This is a genomic window from Hydrobacter penzbergensis, from assembly GCF_900106985.1.
Classification (GTDB): Bacteria; Bacteroidota; Bacteroidia; order Chitinophagales; family Chitinophagaceae; genus Sediminibacterium; species Sediminibacterium magnilacihabitans.
The window spans coordinates 21,212-41,171 of record NZ_FNNO01000011.1 but is presented as its reverse complement, the minus strand read 5'-3'; the positions used below and the strand labels follow the sequence as shown (position 1 = coordinate 41,171).

Here is a 19,960-nt window from a genome sequence, read left to right as displayed (position 1 = left end):
GTTATTCATGTATCTTATACAAAGCCGTATTCACTTCATGCAAACGCTGCAAAGGCATTTTCAGCACTTTCCTGTCGTAGGTCATGAATCCATTTACTTCTATTTCCACGTCTGTTGTTTGTGTGTACACTGCAGCCGATAATCCTGCCCTGATAAGTTCCTGTAATTTATCTGTGAGTGTGAGGTACCGTTGAAATAATTCTTCCCGGTTTTTAAAACTCTGGTAACCCCAGTTCTTAGATGATTGCCAGGTATGCCCTTCCATTGGAAGTCCCAATCCACCGAACTCTCCCAATACCAACGCCTGTCGTGAGCCAAAAACATCGGGCCTTGGCATGGCAGGATCGGGATAGTTGTGCAGATCGATGATATGTCCTACCGTATAAAAATTCCCACCACTCGCACTGTTCACCAATCGCGACGGATCTTTTTGCATGGTCTCTTTAGCGATCTCTACGGTATTGAATTGTCCCCATGCTTCATTGAATGGTACCCATACCACAATACAGGGGAAAGGATACAATGCATCCATGATATGGTTCCATTCTCTATGATAAATGGCAATGGATTCAGGCGTTCTGTCTTTATCTGTAGCCCTGCCAAGCACGCCGGGTCTGTTTTCCCAGTGATTTCCCAGGTCGCCGCTGGGCATATCCTGCCATACCAGTATGCCTAATTGATCGCAGTAATAATACCAGCGGGCGGGCTCTACTTTTACGTGTTTGCGTATCATGTTAAAGCCCATGGCCTTTGTCTGCAGCAGATCGTATTTCAGCGCTGCATCGGTAGGTGCGGTGTAGAGACCATCGGGCCACCAGCCCTGATCGAGCGGACCGTACTGAAAACAGAACTTGTTGTTCAGCATCATCTTTTGTATACCGTGACTGTCGGGCGCAATAGAAATTTTACGCATCGCAAAATAACCTTTCACCTGGTCGATGAGCTTGCTCTTTCTAAGAATCGAAACCTGCAGATCGTACAGAAACGGATGATCGGGCGACCATGTTTTGGGGTCAGGTATGTGGAGCGTAATATTTGTCTCCGATCCTGTATACTCCGCTATTTTTTCTTTGTTATTCCATGCCGATACCAACAGTTGATCGCCTGGCTGCAATGTTTCAATTGCAGCGTTGATGGTAACAGTTGCTTTATCCAAATCCGGTGTTGACCGCAATGCCGTGATATAGGTTTCAGGCACCGTTTCCAGCCATACCGTTTGCCATATACCTGTTACCGGTGTGTACCAAATGCCTGCGGGCTTTTTCACCTGCTTGCCGCGGGGTTGCGGACCATCATCGCTGGGATCCCAAACACGCACGGCCAGTTCCTGTTTTGATCCTTTTATCAATGCAGATGAAATGTCTACCGTAAAAGGATCGTATCCGCCTTCGTGACTGCCTACTTCTTTTCCATTCACATAGATAGTAGCCTGCCAATCTACCGCACCAAAATGCAACAGCGTACGCTGCTTGTTTTTAGGATTGGTGAGTTGCAACACGGTATGATACCATAAGATGCTGTCTTTACCCACGGTTTTTCCCGCACCGGATAATGACGATTCTACTGCAAACGGCACGAGTAGCTGGCCCTGGTATGTTGCAGGAATATTTTGCTCTGCTGTTTTTGGCAAGATGGCATAATCCCACAACCCATTCAGGTTGGTCCATTGTTCACGCTGCAATTGTGGCCTGGGATAGGTATCCAATACATGTTTGGGATCTACACTGTCGGCCCAGGGTGTTGCAATAGTCCCCGGCACCCGCTTCCAGGCGTTTTGTGCATGAAGGGAAAGAAAGGCAAAAAAGAAAACGGAAATAAAAAAACTACGCTTCATTGAGTTAATATGTTACTATCATTATCGGTGAAAAAATCAAAGCCTCCACGCCGGCGATCTTCACGCCAATCCGTGCCTGTACAAAGTTCTGTCCCAACCCCGAAGGAACCGCCACACTCAACGAAATATTATTCGGATCGGTGATGGCCGCGCCGCTGATGCTGGCGCTGGCTACATTGTTGGCTCCTGAAACAAAAGCGGTATTGTTGATATACAAGGTTACCCTTTCAATCGCTTTTGCATTTGCATCGGTTATAATTTTCTCCACTTTGCATGTTGCTTTTACTGTGCCGCCACCACCACTGAACGCGGCATTACGTATCATATAATACGGCATTACTTCAATGTTCAGGTTCTGGCTTCCCGCCAAACTGATGTTCAGTGTATCGGGATCGCCGGCCGGGGTTTTCTTCCAGAGGAAGGGACCCTGTCCGTTTGGTATGATGAATTTATAATTTCCGGCGAACAATACCATATTCATGGTACCATTCTGACTGAATGTTCCGCCGATCGGGCCTACTTTACCAAAACCGAATTGATACAACTGGAAAGACACACGGTTGTATTCCACGCGGATGGTATCGCCTTTATAAGTCAGCGCGCCGTTCAATTGTGAACTCGGTGGTGTATAATTATCCTTCTTGCAGGATAATATCCCACACATGCTGACACAAAGTATATAGAAAAGGAATTTATTTTTCATACTACTGATTTATTAAATGAAACTTACTGGTTGGGTTGCCTGATGATCTTCGGGTTAGCGGCAATCACATCATCACCAATGCGCGAATAGTAATTACCCATGAGGAAGAGGTTGGCACCGGTTACAGGTCCTGGCAATGTTTCTTTGAATACCCATTTGCCATCATTGGGTCCACCCGGATCGTAATACCTGTAGGGCCAGAGTCCCCAGGGCTGTGTGCTTCTTTTGTTCGCTGTTCCGATATTGGCTTTCAGATCGGCAAGGCCGGTAGGCGTTCCATCCCATATCTGGTTAGCCAAACGCCAGCGTTTCATATCATACAATACATGTCCTTCGAAAGCCAGCTCTACCCTGCGCTCATGTACAATACGGTCAAAGCTCATATCGGTAGGCAGCAACGGCGTAGTGAGGCCGGCCCTTGCCCTTACCAGGTTCATATAACCGGCAGCAAGATCGGTGCGGCCCAGTTCAAATGCCGCTTCAGCAGCATTGAGCAACACTTCTGCATAACGGTAACGCACAAATGCCACATCACTTCCCCTTCCCCTTCTTCCCGAACCTGTAGTAGGATCAAGCCATTTGCGGATATAAAAACCGGTTTGTGTTCTCAGTTCCAATCCGCTCACCGGACCATCCTTACCCACCACCTGTACAGGCGTTGTACTGCCAGGCAACGGTTTGAGATTAACGGCATCATTACTGCTGATGATGCTGCCATTGGCCAGTTGATAGCCCGCCCATATATCTACCACACCGGTCTTAAATACAGTTCCCGGCAACAACACGGTTCCTGCTAAACGTGCATCACGGCCGGCAAAAATATCCTGTACATTGCTGTAGAATAGCTGGCTGCCTGTAGCATCGGTGGTAGGCAGTGGCGCATAAGTGTTATCTAATTTTTCGAACGACTCTACCAGGTTCAAAGAAGGGTTGAGTCGGCCTGCATCATAACCTTCATCGGACAATGAGAAGGGTTGATCATTGGTAGTGAACGGATGCGTTTTACCGCTGTTCACTTTATAGTCTTCCAGGAAGATGGTTTCCTGGTTCACGCTGGTCTTATCGAGAAAAATGGCAGCGAAATTATCAGAAAGGTTGGGCAGTACTTTGTACAATTTATAATTACCAGCCTGACCACTGATGATCTCTTGTGCAGCTGCCAGCGCCCTGGTATAATAATCATTCGCTTTGGAAGCTGCTATGCCCACTTCTCCACCGGAAAGCATTACCTGCGGTGTTTTGGCGCCATACTTGGCAATAGAACCGGCATAAAGCGCGGCCCTCGCTTCCATAGCCAATGCAGCAGCTTTTGTTGCCCTTGATTTTTCAGAAGGATCGGAAGGCAGACTGTTCTTGATGGCTTCTGCTTCGCTGATGACAAAATCATAAATATCCGATTCTTTGGCCCTGGGATATTGCAGATAGGTAGGATCGCCTTTCAGGTCATATACCAGTGGCTGCAAAATCAGCGGTACGCCGCCTATTCTTTTAGCGAGTTCAAAATAAAAATTCGCTCTCAGGAAACGGCCTTCTGCCATGAACCGTGCTTTGTCAGACGGCGCCAATTTGGTAGAAGCGCTGTCGCGCTGGATGAACAGGTTGAGGTCGCGTATATACGCATAACTGCCTGACCAGTTCACGCCCCAGGAACCAAAATCCCAACCGGTACGTTGAACGATATAATAACTGCCGTTTTCGGAAGGGAAGCTTTCACTGAAATCTGTAAAGCTCGACCAGCCGTTTCTGAAACTGGAGAAATCGAGTTGCCGGTTGTACAGGTCGCCCACAATAGAAAGCACGAGGGCGGGATCAGAAAAAGCCAGGTCTTGCGGTATGACCTGTGTAGGCGGTATGTTCAGGAAGTCATCGTCTTTTTTGCATCCTGCCATCGTGAGCAGGGATGCAGCCAATAAGATGGAAATAAGCTTTTTCATTACAAATGTTTTATGATCGAATTAGTTAAAAAGTAAGGTTCACTCCTACATTATATACCCTGCTCTGCGGGAACTGCAATCCATTGTCGTCGATCACTTCCGGATCGATACCATATTGTTTCAGGTTGTCGATGGAAAACAGGTTATAAACGTTTGCATAAAACCTTGCTCTTTGCAGTCCTGCTTTTTTCACGAGTGATGTTGGCATTGTATAACCAAATTCCACTGTTCTGGCCCTGATCTGTGTTACGTTGTGCAACCAGAAGGTAGAGTTGGCGTTGTAATCGCTGTGGCCCGTGCCGGGGTTCAGTCTTGTGGGCGGATATTTTCCGGGTATCCACGGACTGGTAGGATCCAGCGGATTCGAATGATGCCACCTGTCTGTGAAAATGGTATTCAGGTTGCCATTGTTCTGGAATGCCCAGCGCATTTCCCAGTTCTGGTACCAGGTGTAACCGGAAGCGCCGGAAAAATCGGCATGGAAATCAAAATGATTATAGGCCAATGCAAAGTTGAATCCGAAATTGATATTGGGCTGTGTTCCATAACCATAACCAATGGGGCGCATATCGTACTGGTCTATCTTACCATCGCCATTCCAGTCTTTGTATATGAGGTCACCGGGCAATAAGGTTTTGTTGCCCTTTCCATCGATGTTCACGGGATAATGATTGATCTGGTCCTGTGAAGTGAACTGTCCTACAACCGTATATCCCCAACCGATATTGGTGAAACGCCCTTCGGAAGAATTCCGGTATTGATCCCATGAGTTGAGGAAGAGCGGGTTATAAGACTGCAGGAATTCAGAGCGCGTATAAGAAATATTACCACCCACACTAATGTTCACCGCATTGATCTTTCCTGTATAAGCGATCGACAATTCTTCACCATACTGCGCATCGCTGTTCAGGTTAGCCAAAGGCAAACTGTATCCCAGTTCCTGCGGAACGATCACATCGTTCTTGCTCGCAGGCAGGCCCGTGCGTTTGCGATAGAAATAATCGATACTACCGGTGAGTTTTCCTTTCAGCAATACGAAGTCAAGACCCAGATCGGTAATGCGGCTTTTCAACCAGGTAATATTGGTAGTGGGTATGCCTTTGTCTCTCGATACAGTGAGGGCGTTACCATCGATGATAGCGGTTCCCTGGTTGTAATTGTATCCCGGCAGGTAAGCATAAGGCGCTACGATGGGAGAACCATTGGGATTATCATCACCCAATATGCCATAAGAAGCCCTCAGCTTGAGGTCGGAAAGAATGTTCTTGTTGTTGTGCAAGAGGTTCCTGAAGAAAGGCTCTTCTGTAATACGCCATCCAACAGAACCTCCGGGGAAATAACCCACGCGGTAGCCGGGAGCGAAAAGATAAGAAGCATCACGTCTGCCCGACAATTCCAGGTAATAACGGTTGGCGTAGTTATAGTTCAATCGCACGATATAACCAACGCGCGCTTGTTTGTCGTCACTGTCCTGGTAAGTATCTGCAGTGGGGAAATAAATCAATGGCAGGTTATTGGATACCGGTGAAGCGTGTATCCAGTTGCGCGTGCGTTGTGATTTCAGTCGCTCTGCAACCATGGTAGCGCCAATGGTATGATCTCCAAAAGTGTTGTTATAGCTGATCTGTCCCTGCATGGTGGTATTGATCTGTTTGATCTGTTCCCTTTCGCGCCATGGGTTGGTGCTGCCGCCGGTAACATTATAACTTGAGTCGGTGGGATTGAATGTATACGCGTTGTAGGTAAACTCGTGGTTATTGAGCAAATAATCGGCTATATAATAAGAATACAAGCCCCTGAGAGTTAATCCTTTCACACCGGGCACTTCATAATCTGCATGAAAATTCGCCTGCAATACGCGCCAGTCGCTACGGAACTTGCCCGACAAGCGCTCATTCAAAAATGCATAGTTGGTTTCTGTATGACCGATATTATTCAGGTAAGCTGGATTGTCATTGGCATAAGGTCTTTCCAGCGGCGTGTTGCGAAGCACTGCAAATCGTGCCAGCCAATAGTCATCTAGACCAGGCACGCCGGGGTTCTCCCTGCTCTCGATCCTTCCGTTCACATCCATTCCTACTTTAAATCCACTGGCCAGTTTTGCCGTGATATTGGATTGGATATTGGTACGCATGAACTGGTATTCTTTACCCAGTACGGAATTCTGGTAAAAGTTCGTTGCGGAAACATAATAATTTACTTTATCAGATCCTCCGTTGATATTGACATTGATTGAATTCTGCGGAGCGAAATCATTGCTCATGATAAATTTCCGCCAGTCGAAGCTGCGGTATTGCAGCCCGGCGCTTGCACCCTGTTTGTATTTATCCAGTTCGGTCTGGGTAATATTGGTGCTGCCAAAACTATTCACCTGTGCTTCTGCGAGGTAAGACATGTAGTCATACGAATTGTTCAGCACTTTGGGAAAGCGGAACCATTGTTGCCAGCCTGAGTAAGCATCTATGTTCACATTGTTCTTGCCAGTGGCGCCTCGCTTGGTGGTAACTACTACTACACCATTTGCCGCACGCACACCATAGATCGCAGCAGAAGCATCTTTTAATATGGAGATGCTTTCGATATCATTGGGGGCCAGGTTATTGAACTGGCCTTCATCCTGTTGAATACCATCAATTACATATAATGGGGTACCCATGTTTCGTATCTGGATATTTGCAGATGAGCCGGGCCGTCCATCCGGCATTCTGAAAGTAACACCGGGTAATTTACCGGCGAGCGTGGTACTCACTGTAGCACCACCATGCACACGGTCGATATCCTTGGTGGTGATGGTGGCAATAGAACCGGTGGTGGCCGATCTTTTTTGTGTACCATAACCTACCACTACCACATCGCTCAGGCCTGATATATCCGTTACCATCGTAACATCATACACCGCGCTGCTACCCAACATTCGTGTAACGGGTTTCATGCCTACATAAGAAAATACCAACTTCTTGTCTTTGTCGGTTACCCTGATCTGGTAAACACCCAATGCATTGGTAACTGCCGACCGCTTAGACATGTCGGTAGCAACCGTAACGCCTTGCAGTGGTTTGTTTCCGGCGGAGTCTACTACCCTTCCGGTTAGCAACGTTTGCGATTGAGCCGTAAAAAAGCAGCCCAGCAGGAACAGCAACAATAGCTGTTTTTTTCCGTGCACTGTACCACGGCGTGGCGGCCGTCCACGGCCTGCAAAAGAAGATTCGAGAGGCCAATTTTTCATAATGCAAGTTTAATTTTTAGATATAGGTTTTCGGTTGATGGGTTTGCTACTCTGTTGTGCCTTTGGCTACCGGGAATGCGGAAATTCGCAACCGCGCAGCGCCCATAGGCACCAGTGTAATTTGTTCTTTTGCACTGTGCACTATTACCGGGCTCGCCGGAAGCGTGTCGCACAAACCATATTTATCTATTCCCCAGCCAGGGATCTTTCTTCCGCAAGTCTGTATTTCAATCGGCACCGTTTCCTGGCTGAATGGAAAATCGTTTCGTGGCCACGGTTTATGTTTAACAGTGAACAAAGTATTGGGATTACCCTCTCCCAGGCAGAGGCCATAGTTCCAACTGCCTGCGGGAAATATTTCGTAAGAAGGCCATTGTTTGCTATCGGCATGCTGCTGCCACCGCGAATCAGCAATAGCTGATACACGGCTGTCGCGTTGCTCGTACCGTTCGGGAATTTTCAGTGAAAATGTAAGCGGACCGTAATTGATGCTCACACTATTCTTATTGGCTGTCCAGGTATGGATAGCTAATTTCCTGGGAAGCACAATCGTTACACGGTCTCCTTTCTGCCAGTTCTTTTCGATCCGCGTGAATGTCGACGGCAACGATTCATGCGATTGCAATTTTCCATTGATGAATACCTGCGCGCCATTACACCAGGCAGGGATGCGCAAATACAAAGGAAAATGCGCAGGTGCAGTAGGATGCACCTGCAGTTGGATGGTGTCTTCGAAAGGATATTTCGTCTGCTCTGTGATTGTTACCTTGTTATTGTTTCCTACCCTTGCCGTAACACTGGCGCTGTTGTACAGGATAGCAGCAAGACCATTATCAGGCGTAGCCATCCATAAATGCTCGGCATAATAAGGCCAGCCCTGTGTATGGTTGTGCTGGCAGCAACGGCTGCTGAAGGGGTTCATCATCAGGAAGGGGCCTTCGTTCTGTATACCCGGACTATGATTTTTCATATCACTCATTACCATATTCGGCGCTGTGAGGTAACGGAGACTTTTGAAATCGGGCATCACTGCCGCCGGGTAAGTATTGAAAGCCACATCTTCGCAATGATCTGCCCAGAAAGGATCTCCGGTGATGCCGGTGAGCATTTCATCGCTGGCCATCTGCTCTACCATGCCACAGGTTTCCACTGCCTGGCGAGGGTCAGTATACCCGGGGCGGGCGTTTTCGTCCGCACCAAACATACCCCCGGGTACCTGACCATATAATGTCCTCACCAGGTCAAAATCGTTATAGGTGGCTTTGAGCAAACTGCTGTCGCCTTTTTGCATGAAATAAGTGGCGGGCTCGCGAAAGCCCTGCGCAATGTTTACGTTGTGCCAGTTGGGAAGTTTATGCCGGGCGTTCCAGTTATCGGTGCGTGCGTGTATGCGGTTGGCCAGGTTGAGCAACCACTGTTCGCCGGTACGGTTGTACAGCCAATAGATACTGTATAGATTATCGCCACCGCGACTCTTTTCCCAATAACGCGTGAGCATTTGGTCATCGGGGATAGACGCTTCCCATTGGAAATATTTTTTCATGAAAGGAATAACGCGCTGATCGCCGGAATATTCATAGTAAGATTGTAAGCACCAAAGCATGATCATATTGGGCCAGCTATCGGGTGCTGCCTGCTTACCGTTCTGCTTTCTATCATCATATCCTGGTCCGAAAAAACCATCGGCGCGTTGGCTTTGCATGGCTTTGTTGAGCCACGACCTGGTCTCACGGATCATAGCTGTATCGCTCAGCAGGTATGCCAGATCGCCATAGCCTTTTAACCAGTAAGGCACTTCTTCCCAGCCATGGTCTCCCTGTCCTGTTCCGCTGAACCAGGCATTATTGTTTTTATCCAGCCAGGCGCTGATCTGGCCGAGCTTCCCTGTTAAACCATTGCGTTGCAGTTCAAGGTATTTCCTGATCCATCCGGCAGGCTTGATACTGCCGATTGGCAGTTTGATGAAATGCAGCGGCTGCAAGGGCGCGCGGTTAGCTGTATAATATTTATTAGTGGCAACAACGGGAGTGGTTTTAACGCTGCTGATGCGTATGTCACCATCATTGGAGGATATGAATGAAGTAGTTATCGCAAATAGAACAGCAGAAGCAGCATAGTTCAACTTCATGGCAAAGCATCTTGTTAGGTTGTGAAGAAAACAAGAAAACAAGATTTTGAAAATTCCCTCCGTATCATAAACTATTCATTTTGTTACAACTTTTTTTGATGTTGTAACAGAGAGATAAAATTCACCGCATGCCGTGCAAAAACGATATATTGCAAGTACTCATGCGTTGCTGTATTGCCTTTTGTATTATGTTGATTGCCCTGGTTTCGTTGCCAGGCATAACACCTGCACAGCCATATTATTTCAGGCACTACCAGGTAGAAGATGGCTTATCGAACAATACTGTTCTTTGTGGCAGGCAAGACAAAACAGGCTTTCTGTGGTTCGGAACAAAAGACGGGTTGAACCGTTTCGACGGCTACCGGTTCCGGAGATTCAACCCGCAAAATCCCGTTTCCCAACATCCCATCACTTATAACCCTATCACAGGCTTGTTCGTAGACCAGGACGGAAGCATGTATGTTGGAGCTGATGGAGGTCTCTATCTCTATCACGCCAATGAAGAGCGTCTTTCTGTTTTAATTGATTCAATTCGTTTTGTACACAATATCCTGGCTGATACCCGTCATAACTTATGGTTCATTGCCGACGGCGCCATTTGCCATTTCAATACCGTTACAAAAAAAATGCAGCGGCTTCCGCATCCCAACCACGCTTATATAACTTCATTAGACCTCGACGCAGAAGGCAACTTATGGTGTGCTACAGCAACGGGGTTTGTTGAAAAATACAATGAGAGCACAGGTAGTTTTATTGCCTACAATGTATTTAGTCATTCCAAACCCGTTGCTACAGGCTTGCTTCAGAAAATACTGATCGGGGGTAATAAAATGTATATCGGCAGTTATGAACAGGGAATCAAAGAGTTCGACCTGCCATCAAAAACATACAAAGACCTTCTTATTTATAATGAGGATAAAACAAATGTTATTGTACGGGATATCCTGCAGGTATCCATGAATGAGTATTGGTTTGCAACTGAATCGGGCATCTTTATCTGGAAAACAAATACCCAGACTTTTACACACCTGAAAAAAAGATTCCTGGATCCTTACTCACTTTCCGACAATGCTTTATATGCATTGTGCAAGGATCGTGAAGGGGGTGTATGGGCTGGCAGTTATTTTGGCGGCGTAAATTATTGGTCTGCCGCCAATACTTTTTTTCAGAAATTCTTCCCCGATAATACATTCACCAGCATCAGCGGCAGGGCCGTGCGGGAAATCTGCGAAGACAAGAACGGTAATATCTGGATTGGTACAGAAGATGCAGGTATCAGCAAGATCAACCCGCAAACCGGCGCTATACGACAGTTTGAGCCCGATGGCACAAAGAATACCATCTCCTACAGAAATATACATGGGCTTTTTATAGATGATAGTCTTTTGTGGATCGGCACATTTGAACATGGGATCGATGTGATGGATATCCGCACAGAGAAGGTGATCAAACATTTTTCGGCAGGCCCTAAAGCAACCGACATCAAAAGCAATTTTATTTATTGTTTCCTCAGGCATTCCCGAAATGACCTGTACATGGGTACCACCAACGGGGTATATTTATTTAGCCCCCGGTCGGAAACATTTCAAAGGCCACCGGAATTGGCGGGTGCACATAATGTCAGGTCAGTTATTGAAGACCACAATGGCGTTATATGGGCTGCGGCTTTTGGGCAGGGTGTTTTCTGGTTTAACACCCTTACCCATAAGAGTGGACAGGTACAATCCATGGCAAGCAATACCAACAGCCTGTCTGACAATAATGTGAATGCACTTTTTGAAGACAGTGCAGGAAATCTCTGGTTTGCTACAGAAGGTGGTGGTTTGTGCAAGCTGGACACTAACAGAAAAAAGTTTACCCGTTACTCCATCCGGGACGGGTTACCCAGTGACTTTATTTTCAAAGTCATTGAAGACAATAACCATTATATCTGGATTACCACTTCCAAAGGGCTCGTTAATATGAATCCTTCTACCGGCGAAATGAATGTGTATACAAAAGCGAATGGCCTGCTCACAGATCAGTTCAATTATCATTCCGGGTATAAAGACAAAAACGGCAAACTTTATTTTGGCAGTGTAAATGGCCTGATCGCTTTCCAACCAAAACGCATGCCGTCCGATTCATCACAGTTGCATGTATACATCACTTCTATCCAGGTACAGAATAAAGAAATTCCGGTTGATCCGCAAAATGGCATACTGAAGAAATCACCCATTGTTACCGATAAAATAACACTTCCTTATTTTCAAACATCTGTCAGTTTTGATTTCTCAGCGCTTAGTTATGTGGCGCCCGGAACCGTGCAATACGCCTATATGCTTGAGGGGCTCGATAAAGAATGGACCTACCTGAATACCAATCGCAAAGTATATTTTACTAACCTGTCACCCGGCACTTACATATTCAGGGTAAAAGCCACGCACAACCATTTGTGGAACACGCCTGAAACAAAAATGGTCATACACATCAATTCGCCGCTTTGGGCTACACCTTATGCGTATGCATTTTATTTCCTTATACTCGGACTGTTATCCTGGTACCTGATCATTACTTATCACAACCGGCAAAAAGTAAAGAGGGAAAAAGAGATGTACGAATCGAAGATGGCGTTCTTTACCAATGTGGCGCATGAAATACGCACGCCACTTACGCTGATCAAAGGGCCGCTTGAAAACATGCTCGATCGCCTGCCGCAGATTGAAGATGAAGAAACCCGGGAAGACCTCGTTACCATGGACAGAAATACCACACGGCTTACCGAACTGGTTACCCAGATACTCGATTTCAGGCAAACAGAGCAAAAGGGATTCAGCCTGGAATTCAGTACAGTGAACCTTTCCAGGCTCTTACAGGAAATGTTCACCAATTTCAAACCATTGGTTAAAAAGAAGCACCTGTCTTATACTTTAAGTGTACCCGAAAACACCATTGAAATCCAGGCAGATGAAGATGCTTTGAGAAAGATCATCAGCAACCTGTTGAGCAATGCCATCAAATATGCAGATAAAATAGTAAAGCTGCGGCTTTTCCGGGATGATGCGCCTGCCGGGAAACTGATCCTGGAAATAGAAAACGATGGTTACCCCATTCCTGCAGAAATAAGGGAAAAAATATTCGAGCCCTTCTACAGGGTAAAAGAAACCGCCAGGCAAAAAGGCACAGGCATTGGCCTTACGCTTGCCCGATCTTTAACAGAACTGCATGGCGGCAGGCTTTACCTGAAGGATCATAAAGGATCAACAAATATCTTTGTGTTGGAAATCCCTTTGCATTCATCAAAAAGAAACCGTACTGAGTAATGAAGCAACATCATTATACAACAAGCATCCAATGGACAGGCAATAATGGTTCCGGCACGGATCATTATCGTAATTACGAGCGAAGCCATACCATCAGTGTTGAAGGAAAAGCGGCCATTGCAGCTTCATCCGATCCTTCGTTCCGGGGTGATAAAACAAAATACAATCCGGAAGAATTATTAGTGGCGTCAATATCGTCCTGCCACATGTTGTGGTATCTTCACCTCTGTTCGGAAGCCGGGGTAATAGTAACAGATTATACAGATAATGCTACCGGCATCATGGCAGAAACAGCTGATGGCGGCGGGCATTTTGTTGAAGTTATACTGCATCCCACTGTAACAGTAAAAGAGGCATCCATGATTGGCAAAGCGAACGGGTTACATGAAAAGGCCCACAAGCTTTGTTTTATTGCCAATTCGGTCAACTTCCCCGTAAAACATCAACCGGTAACCAAAGTAGTATAAGATTCGCCAACAGTCCTTATTTCAAACTAAGCTCAATAACCGGTATCTCATAAGGAGGTTTGGCCTTGGGAAGTTTTAACACTAGATCCGTTGTATTATCTCCTGCTTTAAATGGCACTTCAGAATCATCATTCAAGAGCTGCGCATAGCTGATCTTCCCGTTATAATTGGGCAACACCAATTCCCCGTTATCGGGATAATGGAAAAGATGCAAGTATAATTTTTTTGTGTCGGGATTATAAGTCAACCGGTCATCCATCGATGCAGGTAAATTGTATTCGTCCGGCGGAAAAGTGCAATGATAAATAGACGGATGGTGTTCATGCATCCAATAGCCCAGGCTGTCTAACGCATGGGTGGCGCGGTAATCGAATTCGCCGCGTGCAGTAGGACCTACATTCAAAATGAGATTGCCGCCGTTTGCTGCAGCAGTGATCAATAAGTCGAGCAGCTGGCGCTGGTTTTTCCATGAGTGTTCATCACGGTAATATCCCCATGAACCGGAAAATGTTTGGCAGGTTTCCCAATATTTTCCTTTGTACTTGAGCAGTTCAGCTGGTTTTACCTGTTCAGGAGTTTCAAAGTCGCCGCCATCTGCATAACCGTCCTGGTCGAGTCCCAGCCTGTTATTGACCAGGATACCCGGTTGTAATTTCCTGACCATTTTGATCAGATCCACAGCACCCCAATCTTGCGGATGCTTGCCATGCTTAGCGTCTTTACCCCAGGTCCAATCCAGCCAGAGAATATCGATCTTACCATAGTTGGTCATCAGTTCAGCCACCTGGTTTTTCAGGTATTGCCTGTACCTGGCCATATCGCGGTTTTTATTAAAACTGCTGTATACTTCTTCTTTTTCTTTCTCGCCCAGGTTATCGGCGGGTCTTTGCGGATGCGCATCGTCTACCGTATAATCCGGGTGATGCCAGTCGAGCAATGAATAATAGAAACCAACTTTAATTCCTTCTGCTCGGAAGGCAGCTACAAATTCTTTTACCAGATCGCGATGCGCTTTTGTATTAGTGGCTTTATAATTTGTGTATTTTGAATCGAACAAACAAAACCCGTCGTGGTGCTTGGTAGTAAGCACTGCATATTGCATCCCGGCCTGTTTGGCTTCTTTCGCCCATTTTTTAGGATCGAACTCATCCGGGTTAAAGTGGTCGAAATATTTTTGGTATTGTTCGTTTGTAAGTCTTTCATTATGCTTTACCCATTCGTGCCGGGCTGGCAGGGCATATATCCCCCAATGAATGAACATTCCAAAACGGGCATCGGTCCACCATTTGAGGCGCTCGGCTTTTTGTGCGGCTGTTTCATTAAATATTTTCTTGTCTTGCGAGGAAACATGCTGTACTAAACAGCTTAATAGCAATAAAAACAGAAAGGCTTTTTTCATTGACGTGCATTTCACCCAAAATATAAAAACAATTCTGTACAACAAAATCGGTTTTATATCACCAATAAAGTGATGCCGTCAAAATATGGTGTAATTGCGTATAAATACCTGATCTCAGCAACGGTATTGGTCGTTAGGTTTGACCCGGCTGAAGCTATCAGGTTTATAAAAAACAAAAATCCGATTGCATTGACAGGTAATCAAAAAATGGTTTACCATTAAAAAAAGCCGCATCTCACTATGACAGAAGCTGAAATATTCTTTACCAAGCTGATTGAAAAAATTCCCAATGCCCAAGCCGGAAAAATGTTTGGCGCTTTATGCATGAAAATGCCCAATGGAAAATCAGGTGCCATGTTCTGGAAAGACCACATCGTTGTGAACAGGAATAAATACCTGATTTTGTTAAGGGCCAAAGAATCAACTTAGCAAGCTAAAGTAAAAGCCATCTTTTAAGCAATCTTTTGGCCACCCGGAGTGTATATCGTATCTTTACACGTAACAAATCATTACCACTATGGTCAAGCACAAACGCGGCATCAAGCCAGAACACCCAGGCGCCATTTTGAAAGAGCTCTTCCTGGACGAGCTGAACATTTCTGTTACCGAATTTGCCAATAAGATCGGTGTTACACGGGTTACCGTGAGCCGGCTGATCAACGGTCACCAGGGAATCACCGCTGAAATGGCTATCCGCTTATCGAAGGCATTTCGCAACACTCCGGAACTGTGGCTTAACCTGCAGCGCAATTTCGACCTATGGGAAGCTGAACATAACAAAGTCATAGAAGTTGAAGCCATTGTATATTAAATTAAACACCCAATCCTATATATAATGATCGTTTCTATACAGCACAAAGGTTTAAGGGATTTCTGGATGAAAGGCAACGGGGCCAGGCTGCCAACGGACCAACTACGCAAAATCAAGCTGATTCTGGACATCTTAGATGCAGCAGAAACGATAGAAGCTGTCGACTTCCCAGGCGCCCGCCTGCATGCCCTGAAAGGTGATTTAAAAGGGTTCTGGTCCGTTACAGTAAAAACAAATTGGAGGATCATTTTTAAGTTCGAAGAAGGTAACGCTTACCTGGTTGATTACCTCGACTATCATTAACCTTATATCAGAATACCTCGCCTAAATTCAGGAATAATCCGCTTGACCCGTGCAGACCAAAGCCATAATCGATGCAGACATTCGTTCTCGAAAATTTATTGAATTTGATGCGCAACCCGGCGCCATAACCAGGCTGGGCCACTTCAAAACGGTTGGTGGCCATCTCTGAATAAGACTGCGCATTGGCAAACACCACCCCTCCTATTAATCCGTTGCGGCTAATACCAAAACGGTATTCGGCTTCGAGGTCTACCATGTTACGGCTGCGAAAACGGCTCTGTACATATCCTCTGCCTGTATTGCTGTATGTGTCCCAACCAGTGCTGGGCAAATCGAGATAAGGCGGATGTCCGCCCAGAGTAAACAGGTTGTACGACCAGAAAGCCAATATATTCCTGGAGCCACTGATGGGGTGAAGGTATTTGCGCACATCGATCAGCAGGCTGTTGTAATTTTCATCACTCCCTATCCATTGCATATTTTGGCGGAACACGATATTGCTATAAAAGCTGGGATCCGGATTGATAGAGTTCCTCCGTGTGTCGTATAAAAGATCGAGCGACAAGCCCGATGAACGGGAACTGGATGCCAATCCATATCGCTGGAAATCGGTTATTACCCCCACGGGAGGCGTTAGTTCTTTGATATTGTAATGATTATCGAGTTGGTAACCCAATCCTGCATACAGGTCATTCCCTATTTTTCGTAGGGCGAATTGGTAAAAACGGATATAGTCGTAATCTAGTTTATAACCATTTTCTGATTTTGTATAACCGCCGAGTCCGTAAGTGTTTTCCGGATATTTAAGGAATCGCCAATCGCCGATAAAATTATACAGGTTCCCTTTTGTCCAGATACTCGATTGCAGCGGAACCACAAACTGCTGCTTCTGGGTGAACATCGGCGCCACCAGTATAGATGATATGTTGGCATCTGCCTGGTCGGTGGTATAGAAAGCAATATTACCCGTTACGTTGAAGGACAAACCCGTTTGCAACGAATATTCTATTGCAGGGGATCCCGACAGGTGCAATTTGCCGCTATGCTTCTGGCCGGCTGGTCCACGTTTCGATGCGTCTTTTTTCAATACGCCCAGAAGGATGTCGATCACGTCTTTTTCGGCCACCGTATCTGCATGCGGCGCATTGCCGGCAGTATCCTGCGCCACGGAAGAAGTTGTAAGAACCATTATAAAGGCGAAAAAAATACTGGATAAAAAAATACTTATCTGCTTCAAGGTGCCGGGGCTTTATTGCTGGAATGGTTGTTCGTGCAACTAAAATATTAAAAATTACCGAGCCGGTGATTAATAAAAAAACTTAATTTCTTTTGTTTTAGCATGCCGAAGGCTTTTTAGTATATTTATCTGGAAAGATGAAAGGTGCGTGTTCTTACGCACCATATACCCGCCAACGCAGGCAATATGCAAGAATTGTACAAAAGAAAAAAAGCTGTTATACAAACCCCGTGCCTGCTTGCACTTTTCGGTATGTATCATTTACCTGCCTTCCCCAAAAATAATGATGCATCTCTGCCCATCGATACCCTGATCATCCGTATACCATCGGTCATGCGCAGCGATGAAGCTGCTGCCAGGCACATGATTGCAGCGCTTGAAAAAAAATCGCTCCAGGCACAACTGAACCGGGGCATTGCCATGCCATTGCTGGTTGGTTTTATTGGTTCGCAAGCCCGTCATTTTATCCTGGTGCTGCACTATACACAAACAAACGGTTCTTATCGTTACCTGGTTTATGACCCTGGGAAGGGCGTTGTGCTTATGTGGACGAATACGCTATCCGCAATAACTCATTCAATCCGCTGCTGGCGCAATGGAATATCCGGGTGGGTTATTATTTTCCGGCGGCATAAGACACTAAAAATAGCTTAAATTGCCACACAAACAAGAACGCTTCCCCGCAAAATATGGCCGAACAGGTTACGATAAAAGATATCGCACGATTGCTGAATATCTCACCTTCCACGGTGTCCAGGGCATTGAAATCGAGCCATGAGATCAACAAAGAAACACAAAGACTGGTAAAAGAAACCGCCGAGCGGCTTCATTACCGTCCGAATATGGCCGCCCTGAGCCTGGTGAAAGCCAAGACCAAAACCATCGGTGTCATTGTTCCCAACCTGGGGTATTATGTTTTTTCCACCGCATTGCAGGGCATCGAAGACGCCGCTTCCAAAAGAGGATATACGGTGATCGCCTGCCAGTCGATGGAGCTGTACGAACGCGAGATAAAGAATACGCAGGATATGATGCGCAGCAGTGTGGATGGTATCATTTTATCATTGGCACAGCATACCAGAGACTACCGGCATATACTGGAATTGCAGCAAAGCGGTATGCCTGTGGTATTGTTTGATCGTATTGCCGATGAGTTGAACACTTCAAAAGTGATCGTTGATAATATGGCCGGCTCTTTCGGCGCCGTTGAACACCTCATTAAAATGGGTTGCCGCCGCATTGCTTATATCGGAGGCCCTTCGGAATTATCCATCAGCAGCCGCCGCAAAGAAGGCTACCGGCTCGCATTGGTAAAATACCATATCCCCATCGATGAACAATTGGTGGTGTATTGTGAATTCAACCACGAGAAAAGTGTGAAAGCAATCACACAACTGCTTAAGCTGAAGAACCCGCCCGATGGTATTTTTACTTGCAGCGACCGGCAGGCCATTGCAGCCATGGTGGCGGCACAGGCAAAGAAACTGCGCATTCCGGAAGACATTGCTATTGTGGGATTCAATGATGAACCGATCGTATCTATCATGTCGCCCGCCCTTTCGAGTGTGCGGCAACCGGCTTTTGAAATGGGACAAATGGCTGCAGGGCTACTGATCGACCAGATTGAACAAGGTAAATCATTCACCCCGCAAACCAAATTGTACACTACCAAACTTGTTAAGCGGGCTTCATCCAAAAGGAAATAACGCTTAGCGGAGATGTTGAACTTCCAGTTTATCCATATCGGTATAATCCTGGTTCTCTCCTGCCATTCCCCATATAAATGAATAGGATGCCGTTCCGGCTCCCGCATGTATGCTCCACTCAGGCGATACAACGGCCTGGTGGTTGTGCATGAATAAATGTCTTGTTTCTGTGGGCTCGCCCATGAGGTGCAATACCACCTGCTCTTCCGGCACGTCGAAATAAAAATACACTTCGTTGCGCCGCAAGTGTGTATGCGGCGGGATGGAGTTCCATACACTGCCGTTCAATAACTCCGTGAATCCCATCACCAACTGGCAGCTTTGTACGCGGCCCGGTAAAATATACTGGTAGATCTTGCGGTAATTGGAAGTCAGCGCATCGCCCAGTGTCAGCGGCGTGATGTCTGCTTTACGGATATATGTTGTAGGATAAGCTGCAGCAGCCAATGCAGAATTGATATAGAATAAAGCGGGTGACTGTGCATCTGCACTCGCAAATACAACAGATTGCTTGCCTTTGCCTATATAAAGACCCTCTTTATTGTCCAGTTGATACAATTCGCCATCAACAGTTATCGTTCCTTTACCGCCTACATTGATGATGCCAATCTCCCTTCTTTCAAGAAAATAATCGGCCTTTGTGAGCTCATGAAAAGCAGGCAGGGTCAGTTTTTCCTGAACAGGTTTTACACCCAGTACAATAAAACGGTCCTGCATGGAATAAGTAGCAGTAATGGTATCTTTCTCAAATACTTTCTCTACAAGGAAAGCATTCCGCAACTGTGCGGTATCCATTTTCTTCACTTCCTCGGCGCTGCGGGAAGCCTGGTAACGAAACGAATGTGACATACCGCAAAGTACACCAATAAACCAGATTCGCACCCTTTCAGATACCGCAAACGTTTCCGGT

At 46.1% G+C, this 19,960-nt stretch carries 15 protein-coding genes; 7 read left to right on the top strand and 8 right to left on the bottom strand.

Going from position 1 to position 19,960, the window contains the following annotated elements:
• Position 1: 1 nt before the first annotated feature.
• From BLU98_RS12210 to BLU98_RS12190, 5 genes are read right to left on the bottom strand one after another with little or no spacing between them, the layout of a single operon-like run.
• On the bottom strand, positions 2 to 1,834 hold the full coding sequence (locus BLU98_RS12210) for a glycoside hydrolase family 2 protein (RefSeq protein ID WP_092724454.1): 1,833 nt from the start codon (positions 1,832 to 1,834) through the stop codon (positions 2 to 4).
• Positions 1,835 to 1,838: 4 nt separating this feature from the next.
• Positions 1,839 to 2,537 carry a DUF3823 domain-containing protein gene (locus BLU98_RS12205; RefSeq protein ID WP_092724452.1) on the bottom strand — a complete coding sequence of 233 codons (699 nt, stop codon included), beginning with the start codon at positions 2,535 to 2,537 and terminating at the stop codon, positions 1,839 to 1,841.
• Between the two features lie 23 nt (positions 2,538 to 2,560).
• Complete coding sequence (locus tag BLU98_RS12200; protein WP_092724450.1) at positions 2,561 to 4,471, bottom strand: RagB/SusD family nutrient uptake outer membrane protein; 1,911 nt, start codon at positions 4,469 to 4,471, stop codon at positions 2,561 to 2,563.
• Positions 4,472 to 4,496: 25 nt separating this feature from the next.
• Positions 4,497 to 7,697: a SusC/RagA family TonB-linked outer membrane protein gene (locus BLU98_RS12195; protein ID WP_092724448.1), complete on the bottom strand. Its 3,201-nt coding sequence runs from the start codon at positions 7,695 to 7,697 to the stop codon at positions 4,497 to 4,499.
• A 46-nt stretch (positions 7,698 to 7,743) separates the two neighbouring features.
• Entirely contained in the window at positions 7,744 to 9,825 is a 2,082-nt protein-coding gene (locus BLU98_RS12190) for a beta-L-arabinofuranosidase domain-containing protein (RefSeq protein WP_092724446.1), read from the bottom strand.
• 128 nt (positions 9,826 to 9,953) lie between these two features.
• On the opposite strand from BLU98_RS12190, the gene BLU98_RS12185 reads away from it, so the two are divergent.
• Both BLU98_RS12185 and BLU98_RS12180 read left to right on the top strand, forming a co-directional pair.
• Positions 9,954 to 13,127, top strand: coding sequence for a ligand-binding sensor domain-containing protein (locus BLU98_RS12185; RefSeq protein ID WP_092724444.1), 3,174 nt, complete (start codon positions 9,954 to 9,956; stop codon positions 13,125 to 13,127).
• On the top strand, positions 13,127 to 13,594 hold the full coding sequence (locus BLU98_RS12180) for an OsmC family protein (protein ID WP_092724442.1): 468 nt from the start codon (positions 13,127 to 13,129) through the stop codon (positions 13,592 to 13,594). The genes BLU98_RS12185 and BLU98_RS12180 overlap by 1 nt, the downstream gene beginning before the upstream one ends.
• Positions 13,595 to 13,610: 16 nt before the next feature.
• On the opposite strand, the gene BLU98_RS12175 is transcribed toward BLU98_RS12180, so the two are convergent.
• Entirely contained in the window at positions 13,611 to 14,993 is a 1,383-nt protein-coding gene (locus BLU98_RS12175) for an alpha-L-fucosidase (RefSeq protein ID WP_092724440.1), read from the bottom strand.
• Between the two features lie 240 nt (positions 14,994 to 15,233).
• On the opposite strand from BLU98_RS12175, the gene BLU98_RS12170 reads away from it, so the two are divergent.
• From BLU98_RS12170 to BLU98_RS12160, 3 genes are all read left to right on the top strand, one after another.
• Positions 15,234 to 15,422 carry a hypothetical protein gene (locus tag BLU98_RS12170; RefSeq protein ID WP_092724438.1) on the top strand — a complete coding sequence of 63 codons (189 nt, stop codon included), beginning with the start codon at positions 15,234 to 15,236 and terminating at the stop codon, positions 15,420 to 15,422.
• Between the two features lie 88 nt (positions 15,423 to 15,510).
• Positions 15,511 to 15,804: a HigA family addiction module antitoxin gene (locus tag BLU98_RS12165; RefSeq protein WP_092724435.1), complete on the top strand. Its 294-nt coding sequence runs from the start codon at positions 15,511 to 15,513 to the stop codon at positions 15,802 to 15,804.
• Positions 15,805 to 15,828: 24 nt separating this feature from the next.
• On the top strand, positions 15,829 to 16,107 hold the full coding sequence (locus BLU98_RS12160; protein ID WP_092724433.1) for a type II toxin-antitoxin system RelE/ParE family toxin: 279 nt from the start codon (positions 15,829 to 15,831) through the stop codon (positions 16,105 to 16,107).
• Positions 16,108 to 16,114: 7 nt separating this feature from the next.
• On the opposite strand, the gene BLU98_RS12155 is transcribed toward BLU98_RS12160, so the two are convergent.
• The gene (locus BLU98_RS12155; RefSeq protein WP_105470201.1) at positions 16,115 to 17,296 is read right to left on the bottom strand and encodes a BamA/TamA family outer membrane protein; all 1,182 of its coding nucleotides are present in this window, start codon (positions 17,294 to 17,296) and stop codon (positions 16,115 to 16,117) included.
• A gap of 234 nt (positions 17,297 to 17,530) precedes the next feature.
• On the opposite strand from BLU98_RS12155, the gene BLU98_RS12150 reads away from it, so the two are divergent.
• Together BLU98_RS12150 and BLU98_RS12145 are read left to right on the top strand one after the other, a co-directional pair.
• A complete protein-coding gene (locus tag BLU98_RS12150; RefSeq protein ID WP_092724429.1) occupies positions 17,531 to 17,998 on the top strand; it encodes a hypothetical protein in 468 nt (155 codons plus the stop codon).
• Positions 17,999 to 18,033: 35 nt separating this feature from the next.
• The gene (locus tag BLU98_RS12145; protein WP_092724427.1) at positions 18,034 to 19,050 is read left to right on the top strand and encodes a LacI family DNA-binding transcriptional regulator; all 1,017 of its coding nucleotides are present in this window, start codon (positions 18,034 to 18,036) and stop codon (positions 19,048 to 19,050) included.
• 3 nt (positions 19,051 to 19,053) lie between these two features.
• Here BLU98_RS12145 and kduI read toward each other — a convergent pair whose 3' ends face one another.
• The gene (gene kduI / locus BLU98_RS12140) at positions 19,054 to 19,899 is read right to left on the bottom strand and encodes a 5-dehydro-4-deoxy-D-glucuronate isomerase (protein WP_092724578.1); all 846 of its coding nucleotides are present in this window, start codon (positions 19,897 to 19,899) and stop codon (positions 19,054 to 19,056) included.
• Positions 19,900 to 19,960: the final 61 nt, after the last annotated feature.